17 protein-coding genes are annotated in these 17,257 nt (G+C 67.2%); 9 read left to right on the top strand and 8 right to left on the bottom strand.

Features of this window, described 5'->3' with window-relative positions; all coding sequences use genetic code 11:
• Both Q5Z10_RS13720 and Q5Z10_RS13715 read right to left on the bottom strand, forming a co-directional pair.
• Complete coding sequence (locus Q5Z10_RS13720; RefSeq protein ID WP_303635974.1) at positions 1-393, bottom strand: DUF3037 domain-containing protein; 393 nt, start codon at positions 391-393, stop codon at positions 1-3.
• Positions 371-1,147, bottom strand: coding sequence for a HipA family kinase (locus Q5Z10_RS13715; protein WP_303635973.1), 777 nt, complete (start codon positions 1,145-1,147; stop codon positions 371-373). The genes Q5Z10_RS13720 and Q5Z10_RS13715 overlap by 23 nt, the downstream gene beginning before the upstream one ends.
• 634 nt (positions 1,148-1,781) lie before the next feature.
• Here Q5Z10_RS13715 and Q5Z10_RS13710 point away from each other — a divergent pair.
• From Q5Z10_RS13710 to Q5Z10_RS13695, 4 genes are all read left to right on the top strand, one after another.
• Positions 1,782-2,111: a hypothetical protein gene (locus tag Q5Z10_RS13710; protein ID WP_303635972.1), complete on the top strand. Its 330-nt coding sequence runs from the start codon at positions 1,782-1,784 to the stop codon at positions 2,109-2,111.
• 156 nt (positions 2,112-2,267) lie between these two features.
• Entirely contained in the window at positions 2,268-4,730 is a 2,463-nt protein-coding gene (locus Q5Z10_RS13705) for a S9 family peptidase (protein ID WP_303635971.1), read from the top strand.
• Positions 4,731-4,890: 160 nt separating this feature from the next.
• A complete protein-coding gene (locus Q5Z10_RS13700) occupies positions 4,891-5,589 on the top strand; it encodes a hypothetical protein (protein WP_303635970.1) in 699 nt (232 codons plus the stop codon).
• A gap of 118 nt (positions 5,590-5,707) precedes the next feature.
• Entirely contained in the window at positions 5,708-6,028 is a 321-nt protein-coding gene (locus Q5Z10_RS13695; protein ID WP_303635969.1) for a hypothetical protein, read from the top strand.
• A 13-nt stretch (positions 6,029-6,041) separates the two neighbouring features.
• Here Q5Z10_RS13695 and Q5Z10_RS13690 read toward each other — a convergent pair whose 3' ends face one another.
• Positions 6,042-7,025: a hypothetical protein gene (locus Q5Z10_RS13690; protein WP_303635968.1), complete on the bottom strand. Its 984-nt coding sequence runs from the start codon at positions 7,023-7,025 to the stop codon at positions 6,042-6,044.
• Between the two features lie 142 nt (positions 7,026-7,167).
• Between Q5Z10_RS13690 and Q5Z10_RS13685 the strand changes: the two genes are divergently transcribed.
• Positions 7,168-8,130 carry a DUF2268 domain-containing putative Zn-dependent protease gene (locus Q5Z10_RS13685; protein ID WP_303635967.1) on the top strand — a complete coding sequence of 321 codons (963 nt, stop codon included), beginning with the start codon at positions 7,168-7,170 and terminating at the stop codon, positions 8,128-8,130.
• Positions 8,131-8,178: 48 nt separating this feature from the next.
• On the top strand, positions 8,179-9,021 hold the full coding sequence (locus Q5Z10_RS13680; RefSeq protein WP_442758916.1) for an SGNH/GDSL hydrolase family protein: 843 nt from the start codon (positions 8,179-8,181) through the stop codon (positions 9,019-9,021).
• Here the strand turns inward: Q5Z10_RS13680 and Q5Z10_RS13675 are convergent.
• Positions 8,951-9,838, bottom strand: coding sequence for a LysR substrate-binding domain-containing protein (locus Q5Z10_RS13675; protein WP_303635966.1), 888 nt, complete (start codon positions 9,836-9,838; stop codon positions 8,951-8,953). The genes Q5Z10_RS13680 and Q5Z10_RS13675 overlap by 71 nt on opposite strands.
• 105 nt (positions 9,839-9,943) lie before the next feature.
• Here Q5Z10_RS13675 and Q5Z10_RS13670 point away from each other — a divergent pair, with 105 nt between their 5' ends.
• Positions 9,944-11,077 carry an agmatine deiminase family protein gene (locus Q5Z10_RS13670; protein WP_303635965.1) on the top strand — a complete coding sequence of 378 codons (1,134 nt, stop codon included), beginning with the start codon at positions 9,944-9,946 and terminating at the stop codon, positions 11,075-11,077.
• Between the two features lie 6 nt (positions 11,078-11,083).
• Here the strand turns inward: Q5Z10_RS13670 and Q5Z10_RS13665 are convergent, their stop codons facing one another.
• Positions 11,084-11,629, bottom strand: a complete 546-nt coding sequence (locus tag Q5Z10_RS13665) for a thioesterase family protein (protein ID WP_303635964.1) — start codon at positions 11,627-11,629, stop codon at positions 11,084-11,086.
• A 68-nt stretch (positions 11,630-11,697) separates the two neighbouring features.
• Here Q5Z10_RS13665 and Q5Z10_RS13660 point away from each other — a divergent pair, with 68 nt between their 5' ends.
• Positions 11,698-12,273 carry a TetR/AcrR family transcriptional regulator gene (locus Q5Z10_RS13660; RefSeq protein ID WP_303635963.1) on the top strand — a complete coding sequence of 192 codons (576 nt, stop codon included), beginning with the start codon at positions 11,698-11,700 and terminating at the stop codon, positions 12,271-12,273.
• Positions 12,274-12,306: 33 nt separating this feature from the next.
• On the opposite strand, the gene Q5Z10_RS13655 is transcribed toward Q5Z10_RS13660, so the two are convergent.
• On the bottom strand, positions 12,307-12,618 hold the full coding sequence (locus Q5Z10_RS13655; RefSeq protein ID WP_303635962.1) for a hypothetical protein: 312 nt from the start codon (positions 12,616-12,618) through the stop codon (positions 12,307-12,309).
• Positions 12,619-12,935: 317 nt separating this feature from the next.
• Here Q5Z10_RS13655 and Q5Z10_RS13650 point away from each other — a divergent pair, with 317 nt between their 5' ends.
• Complete coding sequence (locus Q5Z10_RS13650) at positions 12,936-13,454, top strand: hypothetical protein (protein ID WP_345783968.1); 519 nt, start codon at positions 12,936-12,938, stop codon at positions 13,452-13,454.
• Between the two features lie 46 nt (positions 13,455-13,500).
• On the opposite strand, the gene Q5Z10_RS13645 is transcribed toward Q5Z10_RS13650, so the two are convergent.
• Both Q5Z10_RS13645 and Q5Z10_RS13640 read right to left on the bottom strand, forming a co-directional pair.
• Positions 13,501-15,609 carry a TonB-dependent receptor family protein gene (locus Q5Z10_RS13645; RefSeq protein WP_303635960.1) on the bottom strand — a complete coding sequence of 703 codons (2,109 nt, stop codon included), beginning with the start codon at positions 15,607-15,609 and terminating at the stop codon, positions 13,501-13,503.
• Between the two features lie 187 nt (positions 15,610-15,796).
• Positions 15,797-17,233 (bottom strand): serine hydrolase domain-containing protein, encoded by a 1,437-nt coding sequence (locus Q5Z10_RS13640; RefSeq protein ID WP_303635959.1) that lies wholly within the window; start codon positions 17,231-17,233, stop codon positions 15,797-15,799.
• Positions 17,234-17,257: the final 24 nt, after the last annotated feature.

The raw sequence follows: 17,257 nt of genomic DNA, 5'->3' as shown, positions 1-17,257 counted from the left end.
TCAGCGCGGCACCCGCACCATCCTGGTCATCAGGTGTTCCACCACGCCGGCCGGGTCGGCCGTGCGCCCCACATGTGTGCTGGACATCTGCACGATCGAACTGCGCTTGGCGGTGAGGAAGTGGAAGCGCGCCCGTGCCGGCAGCTGTGCGATCGGGCCGGCATCGGCATCCCCGCGGCAGATCGCCACGATCGCATCCAGCCAGGGCTGCAGTGCTTCCAGGTCGAGCGAGGGCGCGAACGCCTGCAGGCGCGCCGCATCGATCTCGATCGCCGCTTCCAGATGGCGCGCACCCGGACAGGACACGATCACCCCGACGTTGATGAATTCTTCGCGCTCCACCCGCGGTACCACGCGGATGATGGCGTAGTCATACGTGTGCAGCGTGGGCACGGAGGGCCTCCTGCACGAATACCGAACGAACCTTCAGGCGGTGCTTGAGGTAGTCGATGTAACCCTGGCGGTAGGCGTCGGGACTGTCGAAGGCGGGTTCATCGATCAGCCAGCTGTCCGGCACCAGGCCGACGATGCGCTCGATCTCGCCATCAGGCAGGCGCGCGGCGAGCTCGGCATCCACCTCGGCGATGCGGCTGGCGAACGACAGCAGCACGTGGTCGCGGATCAGCACGAAGGGTTTTTCGCAGGCATCGCCGGCGTTGGCCCAGTCGTGGTGGAAGTACATCGCTGCGCCGTGGTCGATCAGGTACAGCTTGCGGTGCCACACCATCAGGTTCGGATTGCGTGTGGTGCGGTCCACGTTGCTGGTGAATGCATCGAACCAGACGATGCGCGAGGCCAGCTCGGCGTCGACCGGCATCGCCGCCGGATCGTAGTTGATCGCGCCGGGCAGGTAGTCCAGTCCCAGGTTCAGGCCTTCGCTGGCGCGGATCAGGTCCTGGATCTCGGGGTCCGGTTCGGTGCGGGCGAACTCGCTGTCCAACTCGACGAACAGGATTTCCGGAATCGGCAGGCCAACGGCGCGGGCCATTTCGCCGGCAACCAGTTCGGCGATCAGCGCTTTCGGGCCCTGTCCCGCACCCCGGAACTTGAGTACGGCCATGCCGTCGTCGTCGGTCTCGACCACGGCGGGCAGGGAGCCCCCTTCGCGCAGCGGGGTGATGTAGCGGAGGGCATGGACGGTACGCATGGCGCATTCTAGCGTGGCCGGTGCACTGGGAGCGCTGGGGCCACGCGCGGCGGTCCGCCGCGTTTGCGGCACGTGCTCCACACCCCGGTGCATCGCACCCACCAGGCTTGAAACCGGGGCCTGGTGCCGTTGGAAGGGCCCATCACAGACGATGCTCTCCTTCACCTGGCCATTTCGTGGCCGGTGGCAGCATCGTGACGTGCGCAGCTTCAGTGCAGGGTGCGGCCCTCAGCAGGAGGTATCCATGCGACGTCTCCACGGTATCCCGCGTCAGGCCCTTCCTGTTTCCATTGAGTGTGCGCAGCGCTGACCGCCGTCCACGATGGCTGCTTCATGGCAGGGATGCACCATGATGCAGAACGACATCCCCCGATACCCTTTCCACACCTGCATCCGGCTGCTACCCGCCGACGCCCGCAAACCGCACGTCATGCAGGGAAGGACAGGCTGCGGTTCATGCAGTGTCAGGGAAACTGCTCTGGTCGACCGAACACGGATGGCTGCATCGTTTTCCGCTCGGTTCGCAATGCCGATACAGGTACACCTTTGAAGGGCTTCGCCGACGGTGCGGTGCCGCAGCGCCGGGCCGGAAGAGCCTCCTCCACGATATCCATGCAGGCTTCCGAGGTGCACGATGAACAACGACTTCGATGGAACACTGCCGCCCCTGGATGACGCCAAGGCCGAGCAGATGATCGGCAAAGTAGTGCTGGTGGGCCTCACCCGTTTCGGTGGGGATGGCCAGGTGCAGGCCCTGGAGCAGTTCGCAGGGACGGTGCTGCGGGTGAGCGCCGAGGAAGGACTGGTGCTGGCCGACGACGACGATGGCCACGAGCATTACCTGCCGCCAATGCTGGACCAGTACCTGCCTGCCCAGCCCGGCGAGTACCGCCTGTTGTCCAGCGGAGTGACGGTGATCGATCCGGATTACCTGTCCACCTGGGAGCTGCACGCCCGGCAATAGCGCGGCGGGCGCCGGGGTGCCTGGCGCCGGCCCGGCCGGGCATCGCTTTGCACGGTCGGGCGACTGGCACTTCCGGCCCATTCCCCGGGGCGCCGGCGGTGCTAGATTCGGGTGATGCCCACGTGCGGGCACTCAACTCACACTCAGGGGATCAGGATGCTCATCCGTCATACCTCTCTGGCGGCGGCGGTTGCCGTTGCCACCGTCGGCCTGCTGGCCGCTGGCCCGGCGCTTGCCGATTACGCGAAGCCGCCGGAGCACCTGCTCAAGGTGCTGAAGGCACCACCGCCGCCGGCACCGAACGTGGCACCGGGGGGCCAGCGCCTGCTGCTGACCACTGCACAGACCTACCCGTCGATCAGCCGCGTCGCCCAGCCGTACCTGAAGCTGGCCGGCGTGCGCCTGGAGCCGAAGAACCGCAGCCGCCATGACACGCCTGGCGGCTACGGCATTCCGGCCTGCGTGGCCGACTTCACCCTGGTCGACATCGGCAGTGGCAAGGAAACCAAGGTGAACCTGCCGCAGGGCTGCGCCGGCGGCGCGCTGTGGTCGGCCGACGGCAGCCATTTCGCCTTCCAGAACGCGGTCGATACCAGCGTGCAGCTGTGGGTCGGCGATGCGGCCACCGGCCAGGTGAAGCAGGTGCCGGATGTGCAGCTGAACCCAATCTTCGGCTACACCGTGCAGTGGCTTGGTGGCAGCCGGAACCTGCTGGTGAAGCTGGTGCCGGCCAACCAGGGGCCGGCGCCGTCCAATGGCGGCGTGCCGACCGGCCCGGATGCGCAGGAATCGCTGGGCAGCAGCGGCGAAAGCAGCACCTACGAGGCCCGCGACACGCTCACCAGCGCGCATGACGAGGCGCTGTTCGCCTACTACGGTGCCGCGCAGCTGGCCGTGGTCGACACCGCTGCCGGCAGCGTGCGCCCGGTCGGGCAGCCGGCGCTGTTCAACGAAGTCAGCGCCGCGCCCGACGGCGTGCATGTGCTGACCGAGTCGATCAAGGCGCCATACTCGCACGCGGTGACCTACCAGCGCTTTGCCAATGACGTGGCCGTGCTGGATGTGAGCAGCGGCCGCAGCACGCCCATCGCCAGCCTGCCGCTGGCCGACCGCGTGCCGGTGCACGGCGTACCGGAAGGCCCACGCGGCTTCGACTGGCGTGCCACCGATCCGGCTACGCTGGTCTATGCCGAAGCGCTGGACAAGGGCGACTGGAAGGTCAGCGTGCCGCATCGCGATCGCGTGCTGATGCTGAAGGCACCGTTCAATGGCAAGCCGGTGGAAATCGCCCGCACCGCGCAGCGCTTTGAAGGCTTCGCATGGACGGCGGACCCGGCGGTGGCCTTCCAGTACGAGAACGACGAGAACCGCCACTGGGTGCAGACCCGCATCGTCGATGTGGACCAGCCGAAGAAGGAGGGCCGCCTGCTGTGGGACATGTCCAGCGACGAGCTGTACGGCAACCCCGGCAACCTGGTCTACACCCGCCTGCCGAATGGCGCACAGGTCGTGCGCCAGGACGGCAACCATGTATTCCTCAGCGGCCGTGGCGCCTCGCCGCAGGGCGACCGTCCGTTCCTGGACCGCCTGGACCTGGGCACGCTGAAGAGCGAGCGCCTGTTCCGCAGCAGCGCCGATGCCTACGAGCAGTTCCTCGGCTTCAGCACTACGCCGGGCCGCTATCTGACCTGGCACCAGTCGGTGATCGACCCGCCGAACGCCTTCATCCGCCAGCAGGGCGAGGCGGTGGACGACGCCAGGACCGGCGAGGCGCAGTTCGCTTCCACCGCGACCGCGTTGACCAGGCTGGTCGACCCGACTCCGGAAGTGCGCCAGATCAAGAAGCAGCTGGTGACCTACAAGCGTGCCGACGGCGTGGACCTGTCGTTCACTCTGTACACGCCGCCGGGCTACAAGGAAGGCCAGCGCGTGCCGGCGATCCTGTACGCCTATCCGGCCGACTTCGCCAACGCCGCGCAGGCCGGCCAGGTGTCCGGTTCGCAGCAGACATTCACCCGTCTGCAGCCGTACCGCCTGATGCTGCTGGCCGGCTACGCGATCATCGACAACGCCTCGTTCCCGATTGTGGGCGACCCGAAGACTGCCTACGACACCTACCTGGAACAGCTGGAAGCCGACGCCAAGGCCGCGGTGGACAAGGCGGTGGACATGGGCGTGGTCGACCGCAACCGCATCGGCGTGACCGGCCACAGCCACGGCGGCCTGATGACCGCCAACCTGATCGCGCACACCAAGCTGTTCAAGGCTGGCGTGGCGACCAGTGGTTCGTACAACAAGACCTTCACCCCGTTCGGCTTCCAGAACGAACGCCGCTCGGTCTGGCAGGCGCAGGACGTGTACCTGAAGGCCTCGCCGTTCTTCTACGCCGACAGGATCAAGCTGCCGCTGCTGCTGGTCCACGGCGAGGATGACGCCAACCCGGGCACCGAGCCGTTCCAGTCGCGCAAGCTGTACCAGGCGATCCGTGGCAACGGCGGTACCACCCGCCTGGTGATGCTGCCCAACGAGCCGCACTGGTACACCGCGCTGGAGTCCAACCAGCAGCTGGTGGCGGAAATGCTGAACTGGTTCGACACCTACGTGAAGAACGCGAAGTGAGGGAACAGGAAGGCCGCCTCCGGGCGGCCTTCCTGCATCCTGTAGAGTCGAGCCAGGTTCGGCTGCTGCACGACAACGTCAGGGAGGTCCCATGAAGGCATGGATGTTGGCACTGGTCCCGCTGATGGTTCCTCCTGTGGCAATGGCGGTCCAGCCACGAATGAGCGTGCACGTTGCCTACGACTGGTCTGGCTGGGGTTCGGTATCCGAGCGCTGGGTCATCCAGCGCGATGCCTATGGCTTGACCACCCGTGTCCAGGTGGTTGACGCGCCTGAGGTGCCGCCGCGCGTGCCGGAGCTGCTGCCATCGGGCGCGCTGTCGGCGTTGGAGGCCGCGCTGCAGGCAGCACCGTTGACCAGCAAGGCCACGGTGGATCTGATCACTTCCCGGCTCGACCGGCCTGAGCTGCTGAAGCTGGACCCGGAGCTGCGCAGCATGCCGCCGGCCAGATGCTCGTTCGCCCGGCAGCAGGCCTGGGCACGGCAGGCGCTGGCCGGGCAGGGCCTGCAGGAACGCGTTGCAGAGCATTTCCACGGCCTCTGGACGGATGACCATCCCGTCATGACCGTGGTCGTGACCCGGCCGGGCCGCCCGGATACCGTGCTGGTGTCCACCTCGCAGTACGCGATGATGCTGCCATGGAAGCGCCTGTCATCGGCGGACTTCGATCAGCAGGTTCTGGCAGGTGCTCAGGAGGAGTGGCGTCCGGCGTTGAGCGATGCAGTGAGGGGGTTGCTGCCCGCGGGAGAACCCAGCCGCGAACGCTTCACCATCGCCTGGTTGCAGGACAGATTACGGGGCAGCCTCGCCTTGGAGGCCCTGCGTTGTGGAACCCTGCGCAGGGAAGCGGCACATTGATCCTCCAGGGAGGCTCTGCAATGAACGGCGGAGACTCGGTAGCGACGTGCCACTGGCACATTTGCATGCCGCGAAAATGGTCTAGGCTGAACCTGATCACCCGTTCCGGGTCGGTGCAATGAAAGCCATTCTCCTTGCTGCAACGTTGTCGTCGGCCCTGATTTCAACAGCCTTTGCTCAGTCGTTTCCTGCTGAGCTGACGCAATTGGGCATCGTCGCCGGCATGCCCTACGCCAAGGCCAAGCGCCTGCTGGATGCGGCCGGTTGGCAGGTGAAGCCCGTGCAGGGCGCACTGGAATCGCTGGCCGGCTTTCCGGAAATCGGATGCCAGAAGGGCGGAACGCACTGCGCTGCGACCTTTGAGAAGGGCGGTCAGCAGGTCGCGGTGCGGCTGGGCACTACCCTGGCAGGACAGCCGTTCGTACAGAGCGCGGACTGAGCGTCTGCTGCCCTCACGCCAGCGGTAGCCGATCCAGCGCGTGCGACAGCCGGTCGTGCAGCTCGCGCACGTGCTCGGCCTTGGCGTGGATGCATCCGGTATCACCAAAACTGCGCAGATAGGCGCACGCGGCAAAGCCACCACTCCTCTTTTCGTACTCGGCAATCCAGGCGAGTCGATCCGGATTGGTGGCCTGTTCGGCTGACCATGCGGCCACCGGTGGGCGGATGCGGTACTTCAGCCCGACGCGCCACGGCTTCGGTGTCAGTCGCGCACGGAAGCAGTGCTGCAGCCGGCACATGCGCGCGTACAGGTCGTCGGTGCCCAGTGCCGTGAACAATGCCTGCAACGGCTCGTCCTCGGGCGAGAACGTGGCATGCATGGCCAGCACGCGCAGTCCGGCCGGCGTGCGGTAGGCGCGAAGATGCCAGTCCGGATGCTGTTCGCTGAAGGCCGCGACCCGTTGCAGGGCGATGCCTTCGGCGCCACCGGCCGCAGCCAGCCGTCGCTTGCGCCCCCGGACCAGCACTTCGTTGACCACCACCATCGAGAGACCGCCGACCGCCAGGCCCACATTGAAATTTCCCAGCGCGCCACCGATCAGCGCGCCGGCAGCCAGCAGGGCCAGCGCACCCAGAAGGGGCAGCGCGCAACCGCTGCGCACCGGCACATGGTCGATATCGGCGAACAGCACGTCCGGGCTGTTGAGGCACAGCGCGCCATAACTGTTGCGGGTGATGACGACGTCGCCGTCGCGCTGCACGATCTGCTCGCGGATCGGCACGCCCTCCACGCCGTAGTTGCTGCGCGCTTCGCGGCGCGGCAGCACCTGCCCGGCAAGGATGGCGTTGAGGGCTTCGTTGGCGCGCCGCTCGGCGTGCGCCTGCGCCTCGGCAGGGCTTTCGTCGGACCAGCCGAAGCGACGCACCACCACCGGTCGGCCACGGAAGCGGGCCTGCAGGCGCGCTTCAGCCCAGTAGGCGGGAACGATCATCATCCGGGCTTCTCCTGTGGTTCCCTTGGCAGCGTGCCGTGGCGAGTCTGGCACAGCGGTACCCGGGGCTGCACGATACCGCTGCGCATGGTGGGCCGCAGTGGTAGATTGCGCGCTTCGCGTACACCCCACCAAGGACGGAGCCATGTTCGTGTCGTTGCGTTGCCTGCTTGCCCTGGCCATCGGCGGGGTGCTTGGCTCCGCCCACGCCGCAGCGCCGGGGCCGGAGATCCTGACCACCGACGCCACCCGCTTCTACGCACTGTACGAAGCAACCGCCGGCAAACCCAGTGTGTCCCAGCTGGAGCAGTACCTGGCCGAGGGCACGCCGAGCCTGCTTGAATTCGCCAAGCTGCGCAGGGTGACCGCGCAGCGCATCGCCGATGCGATGGCGCGCGACCCGATGATGTACGCCACCGGCCGCGCCTGCCTGGCCGAGCTGCCGGCCGTGCGCCAGCGGCTGGTCCAGGTGTTTGCCAAGCTGCAGGCGATCTACCCGCAGGCGACGTTCCCGCCGGTGGCGATCGTGGTCGGCCGCAGCAAGCCGGTGGGCATGACCCACCGCACGGGCGTGGTCATCGGCCTGGAAGCGCTGTGCGCGGCCGATTTCATGAATCCCAACGCGCAGGACCGCTTCGTGCATGTGATCGCGCATGAGTACGTGCACATCCAGCAGACCGGGGTCGGCGAGTATCAGCCGGGAGATCCGCGGGCGACGGTACTGCGCGAGTCGCTGGGCGAGGGCATTGCCGAGTTCATCGCGGAACTGATTTCCGGCAACGTCGGCAATGGACGCCATGCGGCGTGGACACGCGGCCGGGAAGTGCATATCGAAAGCGCCTTTGCGCTGGACCTGGACAGCACCGATCTGAAGCCCTGGATCTACAACTACACCCCGGGCTCGCAGGAGCCGTACGACCTGGGGTACTGGGTGGGCTATCGCATCGCCAAGGCGTACTACCTGCAGGCCAGCAACAAGCACGATGCCGTCCGCGCGCTGATCGAGCAGGACGACCCGAAGGCGATCCTGGCCGCCAGCGGCTGGACGCCGGGCATGTGGATGCCGGCGAAGGTGACCGGCGTGGCGGCGCGCGCGCCGGCGCGCTGAGCGCGGGCGCAGGACGCTAGACTGATCCGATGAATCGGGAGGTTCTCCATGCGTAGTCCTGTTGTGCTTGCCGCAATGGCCGCAATGGCCGCCATCGCCTGGGCCATGGCCTTGACCGTACCGGCGATTGGCGCTGAATCGAGCGCAGTCAATCCGCTGCTGTTGAAGCCTGTCGAACAGCTGCGCCCCGACGAGGTGCGCTTCATGCAGCAGCGCTTGGCCGATTGGCCGCAGCTGCAGCGCTACCGCGATGCCAATGCGCGACTGCCTGCAGCGGTGCCGGGCCAGCCGCGCGTGGTGTTCTTCGGCGACTCGATCACCGAAGGCTGGGGCGCCGAAGGCAGCGATGCGTTCTTTCCCGGCAAGGGTTACCTGAACCGCGGTATTGGTGGCCAGACCACGGCACAGATGCTGGTGCGCTTCCCGCAGGACGTGCTGGCGCTGAAGCCACAGGTGGTGGTGATCCTGGCCGGCACCAACGACATCGCCGGCAACACCGGCCCGTCCACGCAGGCGATGATCGAGGACAACCTGCATGCCATGGTCGACCTGGCCAGGGCACGCGGCATCGGCGTGGTGCTGGCGTCAGTGCTCCCGGTCAGCGAGTACCCGTGGCTGCCGGGCACAGCACCTGCGCCCAAGGTGCGTGCATTGAACACGGCATTGAAGCGCTATGCCGATGCGCAGCAGCTGGTCTATCTGGACTACTACACGCCGATGGCCAACAGCGCCGGTGGGCTGGATGCACCGCTGGCGACGGACGGTGTGCACCCGACGGCAACGGGCTACGCACTGATGGCGCCGCTGGCCGAGGCGGCGGTCAAGCGCGCGCTGGAGCAGCACATGCAGCGCCAGCGGGCAGGCTCGCCAGCAGCCACTCACAGAAACTGATCACCAGCGGATCGGCCGCGCTGTCCTCATGCACCAGCCAGCTCCAGCGTGGGCCGCGCACGCGTGCCTCATCCAGCGGCTGCAGCAGGCCTTGTTCGCAGGCGCGTGCCGCCAGCAGCTCGCTGACCAGGGCGATGCCCAGCCCGTGGCAGGCGGCATCCAGTAGTTGCCCGGGCTCGGAGAAGTTCATGCCTTCGCGGCGCTGGCCGACGTCGGCTCCCCCTTGCACCTGCCATTGGCTCCAATCCATTTCGCGTTCGCCATGCAGCGTCAGGCGCTCGTGCACGGGCGTGGACAGCAGGTCGGGATGGCAGGCCGGGTAGAGGCGGTCCTGCAGCAGCACGCGGTGTTGGCACTGCGCCTGTGAGTCGAGATCATCGCGTACGGCCACATCGAGCGTCTGTGTGGTCATGTCCGGCGCTTCTTCGCTGGTCAGCAGCCACAGATCGGCATCGGGATGCAGGCGGTGGAATCCGGCCAGGCGCGGCACCAGCCAATGGCGCGCGAATGCCGGGCTGGTGTTGACGATCAGTTGATTCGGCTTGCGGTACTGATCGAGCCGGCGGATGCCGCTGGCCAGCTGCCGCAGCAGCGATTGGGTCGTCTCCAGCAGGTCGATGCCAGCATCGGTGAGGGTGACGCTGCGGCCCTGCCGGAAGAACAACGGCTGCTGCAGCGACGCTTCCAGGCCCCGGATCTGCTGGCTGATGGCCGACTGGGTCAGGTGCAGTTCCTCGGCCGCACGATGGAAGCTGCCGAGCCGGGCGGCGGCTTCGAAACCCCTCAGGGCGTTCAGCGGTGGCCAGTGCTTGAGCATTTCAGATAAGTAGAACTGTTCAATTGATCGCTGAATCTATCGTTTGTTCTTATGTGTCGGCAAGCGCAGCATAGCGCCCATCCCACACCCGCCCTGGAGCCTGACATGAGCAACCGTCGTCACTTCCTCACCCAACTGGCGGGCGCCGCCGGTCTTGGCGGCCTGGCTGCTCTGGGCCTGGCCGGCCTACCGGGGCGCGTGGCTGCGGCGGAACCGGGTGCAGGCCTGTGGCGCATGCCCGATGAACATGGTCCGCAGGAGCGCGTGTTCCTGGCCTTCGCCGCCCAGCCTCAGGTGTGGGGCGCGCAGGCCGACGCGGTGAACACCGCCGTGGCCCGCCTGGCCCGCACCATCGCCGGCCACCAGCCGGTCAGCGTGCTGTGCCGCCCGGCGCAACGCAAGCAGGCGCAGGACCGCTGCGGCCGCGACAACATCGAGTTCCTCGAGGTGCCGCTGGATGACATCTGGGTGCGCGATTACGGTGGTTGTTTCGTCACCGACGGCAAGGGCGGGCTGGGCCTGGTCGATTTCAACTTCAATGGCTGGGGTGGCAAGCAGAGCGCGCGCAACGATGGCGCGGTGGCACCGTGGCTGGCACAGGTGACCGGCGCAACGCTGCTGGAAAGCGATCTGGTGGGCGAGGGCGGCGGCATCGAAGTCGATGGCCACGGCACGGCCATCCTCACCGAAAGCTGCTGGGTCAACCGCAACCGCAATCCCGACTGGTCGCGCGCGGATATCGAGGCCGAGCTGAAGCATCACCTGGGCCTGCGCAAGGTGATCTGGCTGCCGGGTATCGCCGGCAAGGACATCACCGATGCGCACGTCGATTTCTATGCGCGCTTCGTGCGCCCGGGCGTGGTCATCGCCAACCTGGACAATGATCCGCAGTCCTACGACTACGACCTGACCCGCGAGCATCTGCAGATCCTGCGCGGGGCCACCGATGCCGATGGCCGCCGCCTGCAGGTGTATACGCTGCCGCCGCCGCTGGGCGGGCGCGACAACGTGCATTCGCGCGACAACGACGATCTGGCACGGGGCTACATCAACTACCTGCCGATCAACGGCGCGGTGGTCGCGCCGCAGTTCGGTGACGACGCAGCCGATGGCTACTGCCGTGAACTGCTGGAAGAACTGTATCCCGGCCGCGTGATCGAGCAGGTGGACATCGACGCGATCGCCGGTGGCGGCGGCGGCATCCACTGCGTGACCAAGAACCTGCCGGAGGCAGGCTGATGTGCCTCAGCCGTCGTCCCGCTTCAACGCCGCATCGGCGGCCAGCAGCGCCTCGGCCGCCGCACTGAGCGGCGGCGACGGCGGCGTCGGGCACCCGATGGCCTCCATCATCCGCTGCATGCCCACGAACTGGCGCGCACGACGGTCGTAGATGCCGGTCACCAGCAGGGCGCGGGTGGCCACCTTCTGCTCGGGGCCGACCAGCACGCGCTGCTCCATGATCACCCGGGTACCTACCCAGCCGGCCAGCCGCGTTTCCAGGGTGAAGCGCTGGAACGGCTTCAGTTCGCGGCGGAACTGGATGGTGCCAGCACCGACGATCGGCGCCCACTTCTCGCGCAGCGCGACCCTGCCCAGGCCCATGCGCAGGATCAGGTCCAGCCGGCCCAGGTCGAAGATGTTCCAGTAGCGGCCGTTGGTCATGTGCAGGTTGCTGTCCAGGTCGTTGGGCAGTACCCGGAACGGCAGCCGCGAGACGCCGAAGGGTGCCTCCAGCTTCGGCCGGAACATGCTGCACAGCAGCAGGTGCAGCAGGCGGAACCAGAGATTCATGGTTATGACGACTGTAATAATGACGCCGATACGCTAGTCTATGGCGACTGACCTGGCAAGGAGCCGCCGTGAGCCCGCGCCCCTCTGATGCCCCTCAACGCGTGATGGATGCCGCGGCACAGATGCTGGCGCGTGTGGGTCTCAATGCCACCAGCATCCGTGAAGTGACCAAGCTTGCGGAGGCGCCGCTGGGTTCGACCTACCACCACTTTCCCGGCGGCAAGCAGGAGTTGCTGGCGCGCGCCACCCACATGGCCGGCGACAAGGTGGACGCGCTGCTTGTGGAGCTGTTGAAGGGCGGGGCGGTGCACGGCCTGCAGCAGTTCCTGGCCATGTGGCGCGAGCGGCTGCTGCGCACCGATTTCCGAGCCGGCTGCCCGGTGCTGGCGGCGGCGGTGGAAGAGCCGGTGGACTCGACGCCCAGCCAGCCGCGCGCCGCCGCCGCCGAGGTATTCGCTCGCTGGCAGGGCCACCTGGCTGACGCGTTCGTCGCCGATGGGCACGCGCCTGTCGCAGCGTCCGGGCTGGCCAGTCTGGTGATTGCCAGCGTGGAAGGCGCGGTGGCGATGAGCCGCGCGCTGCAGGACATTGCGCCGTTTGATCAGGTGGCTGCGCAGCTGCTGAAGGCGACCACGCCGCCGTGACCGGCTATCCGTGTGCGGGACACGCGCAGCAGGTCATCTGAAGATCATCAGGTAGCCCCAGCCGAGCAGGATGGGCAGGACGGCAGCGATGGCCGACGCACCCAACCAGCGAAGGTAGCTGCGGGAGGCGGGCGCTCCCTGGCGCTTGAGGAGCCAGGCATGCGTCGGGAGTACCAGCAACGCCTGCACCGCAAACGCAACCACGGCGGCAAGCCATGCCAACAGGACGCCGAGGCAGCCATCGCTGAAGCAGCGGCTACCAAACCACGAGCCCCAACCGGCGAGGCCCATCATTGGGACGAACATCACCAGGGCAGTGGCGCGGGTGAACTGGGAAGCGTGCATGCCGTGGAGCCTGCTTTTCTGGTGGCAGACCATGATATCCAGCCGCCGCATCGGCCGGTGCGCAGTAGATGGAAGGCGCGGAGCTTCGAGCGCTGCCGAAGCAGGGGTGCGGTTCAACGGTGCGAGGGCCGTCTCATGCCTATGACCCGTTCGCCCCTCTGACCCGGCCGGTTGTCAGTGGCGACGGGCAGTGGGCTATGATCGCGGTTGCCTGGGATCGGTGTCCCGACGATTTCGCCTGCAACGCCGTCTGGGCGGGTAGGGGACGGCCGCGTGCTGCGGCCAATGGACGTACAACCACTGACGAGGAAGAGCGCATGGATGTCGCTGCACGCAGGAACAGGACGTTGTTTCGTTGGATGATGATGACGCTGCTGGCGGTATTGATGCCGTTTGCAGCGCTGGCGCAGCCCGCAGCCGGGCAGGCCGACGCTGCCGACGCCGTCACCGCAGCCGAAGAGGCGCACTGCCGCGGCTGCACGTATGAGCGTATCGGGCACAAGGTCGATATCGGCCTGGTGGCCTTGGTATCGCTGTTGATGGTGGGGCTGCTGATCGCGGCCTCGCGGGAATGGGGCACCACGTCGCAGCGCTGGAGCTGCCGTACGCTGGCCCTGCTGCTGGTGGGCATCGGTGTGGCGCTGCTGTGGTGGGCAGGCAGCATCGTCTACCTCGGCTACAACCCGTGGCACGAGCAGCTCGCGCCCAGCGACGGCTCGCTCGGCACGACGCTGTTGAGTACGTCGCCGAAGTGGTTGGCGGCACTCGTATTGATCGGCGTGGCGCCTTCCATCTGGAAGCGCAGCGAGCGCCTGCCATCCTGGCGTATCGGCTGAACGTGAAACGGCGGCGCGGGATCACACCCGGCGCCGCCTGCGGCCATCATTCAAAGCGCCAGCGCATGCCCGCATAGACGCCGCGGCCTTCACCTGGCGTCGAGCGCGCGACATCCCGGCCGGCATCGTCATAACCGGGCGTCACCGTGGCGGCGTAATGGCGGTCGCCGATGTTGCGCATCTCCGCCCACAGCTGCCAGCGGCCGCTGGGCGCGTCGTAGCCGATGCGGCTGCCGAAGATCACATGGCTGTCGGCCCAGTAGCTGTTGGCGTAGTCCACCGCGATGCGTGAGGCGTATTCGGTATTGAGCGCGGCATACATTCCGGAGGCATGATCGAAGCGCAGCTCGGCCTGGTAGCTGTGCTGCGGCAGGCCCGGCAGCCGGTTGCTGCCGAAGCGCGCGTCGTGGCGATAACGGAAATCGCTGAAGGTATACGCCTGGCGCAACGTCAGGCGTCCCGGCGCGGCCTGCCACAAGGTGCTGTGCAACCCGGCCTCGATGCCGCGGTGCACGGTGGGGCTGGCGTTGTTTTCGGCGATGAACAGGTTCGGCACCGGCTGCAGTTCCACGCTCAGCAGTTCGTGGTTCACGTGGGCGTAGTAGCCGGTCAGTTCCCAGCGACCCAGCGCCGCGTCACCACGCGCGCCCAGTTCCAGCGTGGTGGCGGTCTGGTTCTGCATCGGCACCGGCGCGCGCTGGCGGCCGGTGGACGGGCCGTTGCCCGGCCCGAAGTACTGGTTCGAGCCCCAGATCATCGACCACGGGTGCGGTGCTTCCACCGAACGGCTGAGGTTGCCGAACCACTGGGTCTGCGCGCTGTGCTGCCAGGTGACGCCCAGTCGCGGCGCATAGTCCCAGTCGTGCCCGCGCAGGCGGCCGCCACTGGCAGGCCAGGTCACCTGCACATCGCGACGGGTGTTGATCAGTGCCAGCCCGGTCTGCATGCGCAGGCGGTCATTGAAGGTGAGGGTATTGCCGACGTGCAGCGTGCTGTCGGTGCCGTGGTGGCGGAAGTCACGCGTGCGGGTACCGGCGGCATGGCCGTTGCTGGCAAAGCGCAACGACTCGCGCACATCGGCGTCAAGGTCGTGGGTGACGCGCAGGCCGACCGTGGTGTCGCTGTCCAGGCCGAACAGCGTGTGGCGACGACGGTAGTCGAGCGTGGCGTTGAGGTTGGCGTAGTCCAGCTGCTGGCGGTACAGGCTCTCGTTCAGATCCATCGGGTACTTGTGGTAGACCAGCCCGGCCTGCAGTGAGGAATCCTCATCGATCTGCAGCGTGGTGACATTGCCTACCCAGGTGCTGCCCGGCTGCGGGCGACGCGCATCGATGGCCAGGTTGGCCGGGTTGGCCGCACGCGGGTCGTTGCGGATCTGCTCGCGGGTCAGGCGCCCGGGCGTTTCGTGGTCGGTTTCGCGGTAGCGCACGAACAAGCGCGTCTGCAGATCGGGCGTGATCTGCCATCCCACATTCGCCATCGCGCCCTTGCCGTCGCCCCGCGCATGGCGCTGGTAACCGTCGAATTCGGTATCGGTGTAGGCCAGGAAGTAGTCGACATCACCATTGACGCCGCCCCAGCTGATGCCGCGCTTCTGGTAGCCACGGCTGCCGGCTTCGTAGTGCAGCTGCACGCCGGCCGAATCACGGCCGCTGCGGCTGACGTAGTCGATCGCCCCGCCCAGCGCCAGCGCGCCACGCTCGAAACCGTTGGCGCCGCGCAGCACCTCCACGCGCGACAACCACAGCGGCTCCAGCAGTTCGTAAGGCGTGCCACCCGGGCCGGTCAGCGGTAGGCCGTCGATCGACACGGCGATGCCCGAGGCGTGCGCACCCGGGCCCCGGTTGATGCCCGAGCCACGGATCGAAACCTTGGTGCCCTCGTTGCCCGGCGACTGCGCGCTGATGCCGGGTTGGTAGGCCAGTACATCGGCGCTGATGGACAGGCGGCCATCGGCCTTGGCCACGTCGATGAGGTTGCTGGCGCCGGGCACGCGCTTCAGGGCCGCGCGGGCCTGGGCGCTGGCATCGGCGGCGGTGACCTGCACGGCATCGAGGGTGGTGGCCTGCGGGGCGGCTGCGGCGGTGGAGGCGAGGCCGAGGGAAACGGCCAGGAACAATAGCGACGGGGTGGGGCGGTACGACGAGAGCGGCATGCGGGACTGCTGTAAACCATTAAAGTGGCGCGCAAGTTAACAGGTCGTGTGCGCTACGTCACCCACCGCCCGCGTATGGGCCGCCCGCGCTCTTGTAGAGTCGAGCTTGCTCGACTGCTCTTTCGCATTTGTAGAGTCGAGCCGTGCTCGACTGCTTTTCTGTGCCGGAGCCGAGCATGGCTCGACTCTACAGCACCGGTTTCGCCAGCGCCTTGGCCTTCGCGTACAGCCGATCAGCCGTTTCCTTCTCACCCAGCGCCGCATGGCACTCGGCCAGGCTGTCCCAGGTATTTGCCGACTCGGGATACAGCTCGGTATTGAGGGTGAACACCTTCAGCGCCTTGCGCGCCCCCAGGCTCTCGCGGATGGCATAGCCGCTGGCATTGATCGCGCGCTCTCGTTCGTTGCCCGTAATCCGGGTGTCGTCGCGCAGCCAGGCCCGCATCGCCTGCGCAGCGCCTGCATCATCATCCAGCGCATACGCGATCAGCCGCTCGGACAGCACCGCACGCGGAAACTCCCCAGGCGCGGCCACCGCCATCGTGCTTTCCACCAATGTGCTAGACCACACGTTGCGGGCGCTGCCGTTGGTCAGGTACACGAACACCCAGTAGCCGCTGGCCAGCGTGTCCTTGTACGCCAGCCGTGCCCGCACGCGGGTGCCGCCATCATGGCCGACCTGGGTGTAGCCGTCGCTGCGGGTGGTGTCCCAGCCGGTGGAGAAGAAATTGCTGCCGCCACCGCTCAGTTTCTGCGGCTGCCAGAGTTTTTCCAGGGTCGCCGTGCGCACCAGCTTGCCGGTCGCCAGCGCCTGCAGGAATCGGTTCATGTCGCCCACGGTGGTCTGCAGGTCGGCGTGGCCCCAGCCATAGTTCGGCCAGGGGTCTTCGTTCGCTGGCTGCAGCTGGCCGTCCTTGCCGATGTACGGCACCGCCGCGCGCTGCGACGGCACGCTGGCTGCGCCCCATGAAGTGCTGGTCATCTTCAGCGGTTGCAGGATGCGTTCGCGCGCGATGGCCGGGTAGGGCGTGCGGTAATGCGCTTCCAGCAAGGCGGTCAGCACCAGGTAGTTGGCCTGGGTGTACTGCACGCGGCTGCCGGTGGTGAACTGCATCGGCGCTGCAGCAGCGACCTTCAGTGCAGCGGCAAGGCCGGGCGCCACCCCGGTGTAGCCCTTGCTCACCCAGCGGTTGTCGACGCGGTCGTAATACTCGCCGATGCCGGAGCTGTGGTTGAGGAAATCGCGCACGTGGATCGCCTGCCAGGCGGCGGGCAGGTCCGGGACGTAGCGGCTGGCGGGCGCGTCCAGATCCACCTTGCCCTGATCCACCAGCTGCATCACCAGCGTACTGGTCAACAGCTTGGCCATCGACTGCGCAGGGAAGATGGCATCGACGGTGGCGGTTGCATGGGCAGCCGGGTCGCGCTCACCGCTGGCGCCCTGGTACAGCACCTGGCCGTTGTGGGCGACCAGCACGGCCTGGCCGGCGATGCCGTAGCGCTCGCGGTTGGTCTGCAGCTGGTTGTCGAGCTGAGCAGAGAGATCGGTGGGCTCGTCACGCGCCGAGGCGGGTGGGATCGCAAACAGCGTGCAGAGCAATGCAGCAGCGAGCGTGCGGTACATCGCGGTAGTCCATCAGCGGCGATG

Origin of the sequence: Stenotrophomonas sp. 704A1 (assembly GCF_030549525.1) — a bacterium.
In the GTDB taxonomy this organism is placed as follows: domain Bacteria; phylum Pseudomonadota; class Gammaproteobacteria; order Xanthomonadales; family Xanthomonadaceae; genus Stenotrophomonas; species Stenotrophomonas tuberculopleuritidis.
The sequence above is the reverse complement of the archived record's forward strand: the minus strand, read 5'-3'. Positions and strand labels throughout refer to the sequence as shown.